This window comes from Vibrio mexicanus (assembly GCF_001012815.1).
In the GTDB taxonomy this organism is placed as follows: domain Bacteria; phylum Pseudomonadota; class Gammaproteobacteria; order Enterobacterales; family Vibrionaceae; genus Vibrio; species Vibrio mexicanus.
Map to the genome: position 1 here is coordinate 1 of NZ_JYJP01000008.1, position 2961 is coordinate 2961.

General features: G+C 50.8%; 1 rRNA gene. It reads right to left on the reverse strand.

Annotation, left to right across the window (positions count from 1 at the left end):
• Positions 1-54: 54 nt before the first annotated feature.
• Positions 55-2941: ribosomal RNA gene (locus UA76_RS01310) — 23S ribosomal RNA — on the reverse strand.
• Positions 2942-2961: the final 20 nt, after the last annotated feature.

Below are 2961 nucleotides of genomic sequence, written 5' to 3' on the forward strand. Positions count from 1 at the left end.
TACACATTCAATTCGTTCTTGGCTTTGAGTCCATCAAAACCCTTTGGGTGTTGTATGGTTAAGCCTCACGGGCAATTAGTACAGGTTAGCTCAACGCCTCACAACGCTTACACACCCTGCCTATCAACGTTCTAGTCTCGAACAACCCTTAAGGGCACTTAAAGTGCCAGGGAAGACTCATCTCAGGGCTCGCTTCCCGCTTAGATGCTTTCAGCGGTTATCGATTCCGAACTTAGCTACCGGGCAATGCGTCTGGCGACACAACCCGAACACCAGAGGTTCGTCCACTCCGGTCCTCTCGTACTAGGAGCAGCCCCCTTCAATCTTCCAACGCCCACGGCAGATAGGGACCGAACTGTCTCACGACGTTCTAAACCCAGCTCGCGTACCACTTTAAATGGCGAACAGCCATACCCTTGGGACCGACTTCAGCCCCAGGATGTGATGAGCCGACATCGAGGTGCCAAACACCGCCGTCGATATGAACTCTTGGGCGGTATCAGCCTGTTATCCCCGGAGTACCTTTTATCCGTTGAGCGATGGCCCTTCCATTCAGAACCACCGGATCACTATGACCTGCTTTCGCACCTGCTCGAATTGTCATTCTCGCAGTCAAGCGGGCTTATGCCATTGCACTAACCTCACGATGTCCAACCGTGATTAGCCCACCTTCGTGCTCCTCCGTTACTCTTTGGGAGGAGACCGCCCCAGTCAAACTACCCACCAGGCACTGTCCTCACCCCAGATAATGGGGCTAAGTTAGAACATCAAACATACAAGGGTGGTATTTCAAGGATGGCTCCACGCTATCTGGCGACAACGTTTCAAAGCTCCCACCTATCCTACACATGTAGGCTCAATGTTCAGTGCCAAGCTGTAGTAAAGGTTCACGGGGTCTTTCCGTCTAGCCGCGGGTACACTGCATCTTCACAGCGATTTCAATTTCACTGAGTCTCGGGTGGAGACAGCGTGGCCATCATTACGCCATTCGTGCAGGTCGGAACTTACCCGACAAGGAATTTCGCTACCTTAGGACCGTTATAGTTACGGCCGCCGTTTACCGGGGCTTCGATCAAGAGCTTCGTCCAAAGACTAACCCCATCAATTAACCTTCCGGCACCGGGCAGGCGTCACACCGTATACGTCATCTTACGATTTTGCACAGTGCTGTGTTTTTAATAAACAGTTGCAGCCACCTGGTATCTGCGACTCTCAATAGCTCCATCCGCAAGGGACTTCACCGTCAAGAGCGTACCTTCTCCCGAAGTTACGGTACCATTTTGCCTAGTTCCTTCACCCGAGTTCTCTCAAGCGCCTTGGTATTCTCTACCCGACCACCTGTGTCGGTTTGGGGTACGATTCCTTACAATCTGAAGCTTAGAGGCTTTTCCTGGAAGCATGGCATCAATGACTTCACTACCGTAGTAGCTCGACATCGTGTCTCAGCCTTAAAGAGAGCCGGATTTACCTAACTCTCAAGCCTACGCACTTGAACCTGGACAACCGTCGCCAGGCCCACCTAGCCTTCTCCGTCCCCCATCGCAATTGTAAGAAGTACGGGAATATTAACCCGTTTCCCATCGACTACGCCTTTCGGCCTCGCCTTAGGGGTCGACTTACCCTGCCCCGATTAACGTTGGACAGGAACCCTTGGTCTTCCGGCGAGGAGGTTTTTCACCCCCTTTATCGTTACTCATGTCAGCATTCGCACTTCTGATACCTCCAGCAAACCTTACAGTTCACCTTCAACGGCTTACAGAACGCTCCCCTACCCAATACATAAAATGCATTGCCGCAGCTTCGGTGTATAGCTTAGCCCCGTTACATCTTCCGCGCAGGCCGACTCGACTAGTGAGCTATTACGCTTTCTTTAAATGATGGCTGCTTCTAAGCCAACATCCTAGCTGTCTAAGCCTTCCCACATCGTTTCCCACTTAGCTATACTTTGGGACCTTAGCTGGCGGTCTGGGTTGTTTCCCTCTCCACGACGGACGTTAGCACCCGCCGTGTGTCTCCCGGATAGTACTCACTGGTATTCGGAGTTTGCAAAGGGTTGGTAAGTCGGGATGACCCCCTAGCCTTAACAGTGCTCTACCCCCAGTGGTATTCGTCCGAGGCTCTACCTAAATAGATTTCGGGGAGAACCAGCTATCTCCAGGTTTGATTGGCCTTTCACCCCTAGCCACAAGTCATCCGCTAATTTTTCAACATTAGTCGGTTCGGTCCTCCAGTTGATGTTACTCAACCTTCAACCTGCCCATGGCTAGATCACCTGGTTTCGGGTCTATATCCAGCAACTCGACGCCCAGTTAAGACTCGATTTCTCTACGGCTCCCCTAATCGGTTAACCTTGCTACTGAATATAAGTCGCTGACCCATTATACAAAAGGTACGCAGTCACAGGACAAGCCTGCTCCTACTGCTTGTACGTACACGGTTTCAGGTTCTATTTCACTCCCCTCACAGGGGTTCTTTTCGCCTTTCCCTCACGGTACTGGTTCACTATCGGTCAGTCAGTAGTATTTAGCCTTGGAGGATGGTCCCCCATATTCAGACAGGATATCACGTGTCCCGCCCTACTCGATTTCACTGATGATGAGATGTCGACTACGGGGCTATCACCCTTTATTGCCACGCTTTCCAGCGTGTTCGTCTGTCTCATTAAAAGCTTAAGGGCTAGTCCAATTTCGCTCGCCGCTACTTTCGGAATCTCGGTTGATTTCTTTTCCTTCGGGTACTTAGATGTTTCAGTTCCCCGAGTTCGCCCTGTTAACCTATGTATTCAGTTAACAGTAATTGCTTATGCAATTGGGTTTCCCCATTCAGAAATCCCAGACTCAAATGGTTGTTTACTACCTAATCTGGGCTTATCGCAAGTTACTACGTCCTTCATCGCCTCTGACTGCCAAGGCATCCACCGTGTACGCTTAGTCACTTAACCATACAACCCCAAAGGGTCTT